Source organism: Kitasatospora putterlickiae (assembly GCF_039527695.1).
In the GTDB taxonomy this organism is placed as follows: Bacteria; Actinomycetota; Actinomycetes; order Streptomycetales; family Streptomycetaceae; genus Kitasatospora; species Kitasatospora putterlickiae.
Genome location: NZ_BAAAKJ010000022.1, coordinates 488 through 4,413 on the forward strand (window position 1 = coordinate 488; position 3,926 = coordinate 4,413).

General features: G+C 76.1%; 4 protein-coding genes. All 4 read right to left on the reverse strand.

All coding sequences use genetic code 11. The features are described from left to right. Positions 1-591 (reverse strand): HAD family hydrolase (locus tag ABD308_RS02830; RefSeq protein WP_344324974.1); only part of this gene is annotated, 591 nt, incomplete at its 3' end. Positions 592-614: 23 nt separating this feature from the next. After that, a complete protein-coding gene (locus ABD308_RS02835; RefSeq protein ID WP_344324977.1) occupies positions 615-995 on the reverse strand; it encodes an STAS domain-containing protein in 381 nt (126 codons plus the stop codon). Positions 996-1,043: 48 nt separating this feature from the next. After that, positions 1,044-2,153, reverse strand: coding sequence for an enolase C-terminal domain-like protein (locus tag ABD308_RS02840; RefSeq protein WP_344324980.1), 1,110 nt, complete (start codon positions 2,151-2,153; stop codon positions 1,044-1,046). Continuing rightward, the coding region (locus ABD308_RS02845; protein WP_344324983.1) for a GMC family oxidoreductase at positions 2,150-3,926 on the reverse strand (1,777 nt) is incomplete at its 5' end. The genes ABD308_RS02840 and ABD308_RS02845, both read right to left, overlap by 4 nt.

The window sequence follows — 3,926 nt, forward strand, 5'->3', positions numbered from 1 at the left end:
GAGGAGGTCCTGGGCGGAGTGCCCGCCGCTCTCGACGGCCACGCACCGCACCCCGGCCCGGCCGGCCGCGGTGACGTCCCAGATCGTGTCGCCGACGAAGACCGCCAGTTCGGGGGTTCCGTCGGCGCGGTCGAGGGCGGCGCGGATGAGGTCCGGCTCGGGTTTGGTGGCGGCGACGTCGTCGGCGGTGGTGACCGCGGCGATCACCTCGTCGGCGTCCAGCACGGCGCGCAGCGCGGTCAGTTCGCGCTCCGAGGCGGAGCTGGCGAGGACCACCCGCCAGCCCCGGCGGGCGCAGGAGCGCAGCAGTTCGGCGGCCTTGGGGAGGGGGCGCACGACGGGCCAGTAGCGGGCGTAGAGGGCGTCGTGGGCGGCGGTGACGGCCTCGTCGTCGCCGTGGTCGCGGTCCTCGCCGAGCAGGTGGTCGAGCAGCCGGTCGGCGCCCATGCCGACGGCGCGGTGCACCCGGGCGGCGGGGACCGCGCGGTCGTACTGGCGCAGCGCCTCCCACCAGGCGAGGGTGTGCAGATAGGTGGTGTCGAGCAGCGTTCCGTCGACGTCGAAGAGCGCCGCCGGGCTGGTGTGGGTCATGAGGTCCTCCAGGGTGGTGAGGGTTACGGCGGCACGCTCTCGTGGACGGCGAACGCGTCGGTCGCGCCGGTGAGTTCGAGTACCCGGCGGACCAGCGGGCGGGGGCGGGCGAGTTCGATCCGGCTGCCGAAGCCGGCGGCGCGGGTGGCGGCCTCCAGCAGCGCGCTGACGCCGGTGGAGTCGCAGAACGCGAGGTCGCCGCAGTCGATCACGACGACCGTGCCGGGGAGGGCGAGCGCCCGGTCCAGGGCCTGGCGCAGCACGGCGACGGAGTCCAGGTCGAGTTCGCCGTGCAGGGCGAGGACGGTGCCCCGGGCCCACGGCCGGGCGCGCACGGTGAGTCCGACGGCCTCGTCCGGCGCGGTCGCCGTGGTGTCGGGGGTTCGGGGCCGGTGGCGGGTCATGGCGGGTGCTCCTCCCTGGGGCTCGGTGCCGGGTGGCGGCACCGGTGCTCACGCGGTGCGGTAGGGGGCCGCGCGGGCGGGGGCGAGGCGCAGACCGTGGCCGGGTGCGCCGTCGGCGCCGGGGGTGACGGTGCCGCCGGCGGGGTCGAGGGCGCCGTCGAAGAGCAGCCGTTCGACGGCGACGTGGTCGTGGAACCATTCCAGGTGGCGGCAGTTGGGGACGGCGGCGGCCGCGTGGGCGTGCAGGTGCGGGGCGCAGTGGGCGGACACGTCCAGGCCGTGCGCCTCGGCGAGGGCGGCGGCGCGCAGCCAGCCGGTGAGGCCGCCGCAGCGGGTGGCGTCGGCCTGCAGGCAGTCGACGGCGGGGGCCATCCGGGCGAAGTAGGCGGGGTCGTGGCCATACTCCCCCGCCGTGACGTCGGGCCGTACCGCGTCGCGGACGATCCGCAGGCCGGTGAGGTCGTCGGAGGAGACGGGCTCCTCGAACCAGGTGACGCCCTGGTCGGCGAGGGCGTCGCCGATCCGGACGGCCTGTTTGCGCCGGTAGCCGCCGTTGGCGTCGGTGTAGAGCTCGACGCGGTCGCCGACGGCGGCGCGGGCGGCGCACACCCGGGCGAGGTCGCGGCGTTCGCGGGTGCCCCGGGACTCGCCGATCTTGATCTTGACGCGGGGAATGCCCTGGTCCTCGGTCCAGCCGCGCAGTTGGCGGGTCATCCGTTCGTCGGAGTAGGTGGTGAAGCCGCCGCTGCCGTACACCGGGACGGGACGGGCCGCGCCGCCCAGCAGCCGGGCGAGCGGCAGGCCGAGCAGGTGGCCGCGCAGGTCCCACAGGGCGAGGTCGACGGCGGAGACGGCGCCCGCGACCAGGCCGGGGCGGCCGGTGTTGCGCACGGCGCGGTTCATCGCCTCGTGGGCGCCGGCGGTGTCGTGGGCGTCCCGGCCGGTGACCAGGTCGGCGAGTTCCTCCCGCACCACGGTGCCGGCGGCCGGGGCCCCGTAGGTCCAGCCGGTGCCGGTGTGGCGCCCGCTGACCGCCTCGACCAGGACCAGGGTGGTGCGGTCCCAGGCGAGGGTGCCGTCGGCCTCCGGGGCGTCGGTGGGGACGGTGTAGACGCGGACGCCGATCCGCTCGACGGCGCACGTCTCGATGCCGCTCATGGCGCCGCCTCGGGGGCCCGCAGTCCGGACCGGGCGCCGGCGGCGAGCAGGCCAGCGGCGCGGTCGACCAGGGCCATGATGGTGAGCGCGGGGTTGGCGGCGCCCTGGGTGGGCAGCACGCTGCCGTCGGTGATCAGCAGGTTGGGCACGGCGAAGGCGCGCAGCCGGTGGTCGACGACGCCCTCGCGCGGGTCGGCCGCCATCCGGCAGCCGCCGACCAGGTGGGCGTAGCGGTCGATGGTGATGACCTCGCTCGCCCCGGCGGCGCGCAGCAGGGACTCCATCACCTCGCGGGCGGCGCGGATCAGCAGCCGGTCGTTGTCGCCCTGGGAGAAGGAGAACTCGGCGACGGGCAGGCCGCGCCGGTCGGTCTCGGCGGCGAGGGTGACCCGGTTGTCGGCCCTGGGCAGGAGTTCGGCCATCGCGCCGAGGGTCGCCCAGTGCACCGAGTCGGCGAGGTAGGCCCGCAGGTCGGCGCCCCAGTGGCCCTGGGCGACGACGTGTTCGGCCCAGGTGATGGGCAGCGGCGAGATGTTCTGGATGGTGAAGCCGCGCCGGTAGGGCTTGGCGGGGTCGGTCTCGTAGTACTGCTCGGTGGAGACCTCCGGCGGTGGGGCCTTGTAGGCGCGGATCTCCTGCTCGAAGCGGCCGGAGGTCTGCGGCGCGCCCTGGACCATGACGTAGCGGCCGACCTGGTCGTGGTCGTTGCACAGGCCCTCGGGGAAGCGGCGGCAGGCGGAGTTGAGCAGCAGGCGCGGGGTCTCGATGGCGTAGCCGGCGACGGCGACGGTGCGGGCCCGCTGGAGGTGTTCGCGGCCGTGGTGGAAGTAGCGCACGCCGCGGGCGAGCCCGTCCGGGCCGAGGTCGACGCCGGAGGCCATCGCGTCGGCGCGGATCTCGGCGCCGTGGGCGAGCGCGTCGGGGACGTGCGTGATCAGGGGCGAGGCCTTGGCGTTGACCTTGCAGCCCTGGAGGCAGAAGCCGCGGTAGAGGCAGTGCGGGCGGCGCCCGAAGCGGCCGTTGGTGATGGCGACCGGGCCGATCCGGGCCTCGACGCCGAGGGCGGCGGCGCCGCGCAGGAAGATCTCGCCGTTGCCGCCGAGCGGGTGCGGGGGGTGCGGGTAGGGGTGCGGCTCGCCCCAGGGCCAGTACTGGCCGGCGACCGGCAGTTCGTACTCCAGGCGCCGGTAGGACGGGCGCAGGTCGGCGTAGTCGATCGGCCAGTCGGCGCCGACGCCGTCGAGGGTGCGGGTGCGGAAGTCGGAGGGGTGGAAGCGGGGGGTGTAGCCGGCGAAGTGGATCATCGAGCCGCCCACGCCGCGGCCGGAGTTGTTGGAGCCGAGCGGGACGGGGTCGGTGCCGGAGATCAGCCGGGGTTCGGTCCAGTACAGGTGGTGGGAGCCGGCCTCGTCGCTGACCCAGTCGGCGAGCGGGTCCCAGAACGGTCCGGCCTCCAGGACGACGACGGACCAGCCGTGGCGGGCCATCCGCTGGGCGAGGGTGGCGCCGCCGGCGCCGCAGCCGACGATCACCAGGTCGACCTCGTCGGAGTCGGCGAAGCGGCGCATGTCGCGGACCAGGGTGTGGTCGAAGCCGTGGCCGCCGGGGGGCAGCAGCCAGGGCGACTCGTTGATCGCCCGGGTCTCGCGTTCGGCGCGGGCGTTGGCCCGCAGGGTCTCGGCGGCGGCCCGCAGCCGGGAGTGCCGGCCGGGGTCGGTGGCGGGCGGGACGGGGGCGGGCGGGGTGCGGTCCGGCGGCCGGGGCGGGCGCGGG

Bases quoted from the DNA above. Each gene is read 5' to 3' on its own strand.
- ABD308_RS02835 (WP_344324977.1), bottom strand. From the start codon at position 995: ATGACCCGCCACCGGCCCCGAACCCCCGACACCACGGCGACCGCGCCG.
- ABD308_RS02840 (WP_344324980.1), bottom strand. From the start codon at position 2,153: ATGAGCGGCATCGAGACGTGCGCCGTCGAGCGGATCGGCGTCCGCGTC.